The organism is Ideonella sp. P3_A4, from assembly GCF_056403075.1.
In genome coordinates this window covers 1-1,387 of sequence record NZ_JBFUGE010001045.1, presented here as the reverse complement: position 1 = coordinate 1,387, position 1,387 = coordinate 1, and the positions used below count along the sequence as shown (strand labels likewise).

Below are 1,387 nucleotides of genomic sequence, written 5' to 3'. Positions count from 1 at the left end.
CATCCAGAACGTCAACGCCTACCACTCACGGCTCAAGGGCTGGCTGCGCCGCTTTCGCGGTGTGGCTACCACCTACCTGCACCACTACCTGGGTTGGTTCAGGGCTGTTGACCGCTGCGCGCCGCGCCACCTACCTCCGGAGCAGCTCCTCAGCCTCTCCCTCGGCCGATTCGCTCATCCATAGGCAACGCGCAAAGAGCCAAAAAAAGGCCACCCGAAGGTGGCCCACAAACTTCCGGAGCAAAACGGAAGGGATTACTTGACGTTCACCGCTGCCCAGGCGGCGTTGACCTTCTTCCACACCTTCGAGTTCACGCCACCGTACAGGTCGGCCGCGGCGGACAGCGTCGCTTCGCGGGCCTGGTGGTAGTTGGTGCTCGAGGTCATGTAGACCGACAGCGCGCGGTACCAGATCTTCTCGGCCTTGGCGCGGCCGACGCCACTGACCACCGCCTCACCGGTGGCGACGCGGGTGTCGCCTTCCTGGCAGGTCTTCGAGTGCGGGAAGTTCGCCGACTGCGAGCCTTGCGCCAGCATGAAGTACAGGTGGTTGCCGACGCCCGACGAGTAGTGCACGTCAAGCTTGCCCACGTCTGCGTACCAGCAATCGGCCGACGAGCCGTCGGTGCTGGGCTGGATCATCGTGCGCAGCGGGCCGTCGCCGTTGCGCGACAGGCGCTCGCCGATCAGGTAGTCGGGCGTTTCGGCCGGGTTGTTGGCGTAGAACTCGACCATCGAGCCGAAGATGTCGGAGGTCGATTCGTTCAGGCCGCCGGATTCACCCGAGTACGTCAGCTTGGCGGTGCGCGAGGTCACGCCATGGCTCATTTCGTGGCCGGCCACGTCGATCGCCACCAGCGGCCAGGTGCTGTTGTCGCCGTCGCCATAGCTCATGCAGAAGCAGCTGTCGCTCCACGAGGCGTTGACCCAGGGCAGGCCGAACAGCGACTGATGCACCTTCGAGGTCGCACCCTTGCCGTCGTCGGCAATGCCGTGGCGGCCGTGAACGTTCAGGTAATAGTCCCACGTCAGGGCGTGGCCGGCAGCGGCGTCGACGGCGACCGTGGCGCGGTCCTTCGTGGTGCCGTCGCCCCAGGTGTTGTCGGCGTCGGTGAACAGCGTGCCGGCGCCGCTGAACTTGCCCTTCAGGTCGTACACCGCGTGGCCGCCGCGGGTGGTGTCGCGCAGGGCGAAGCCGCCGGCTTGTTGCGAATCGGTGTCGATGTTGATGGCGCCCAGGAACAGGCTGTGGCCGGCGCCCACGGCGGCGGCGTGCATCACGTCGTCGAAGCTGTCCAGCACCTTGCCGGTGTGGGCGTGCACGATCACATGCTTCTCGGTCGGCACGCCTTCAGGCGTGGTGCCGGTGTAGAGCACGTCCCAGGCC

1 protein-coding gene and 1 pseudogene are annotated in these 1,387 nt (G+C 66.2%); one reads left to right on the top strand and one right to left on the bottom strand.

The window, feature by feature from the left end:
- Window positions 1-184: pseudogene (locus AC1DYI_RS35685) on the top strand (IS1595-like element ISBeb2 family transposase); the annotation flags it as partial.
- 71 nt (window positions 185-255) lie between these two features.
- Here AC1DYI_RS35685 and AC1DYI_RS35680 read toward each other — a convergent pair.
- Window positions 256-1,387 (bottom strand): M4 family metallopeptidase (locus AC1DYI_RS35680; RefSeq protein WP_477208823.1); only part of this gene is annotated, 1,132 nt, incomplete at its 5' end.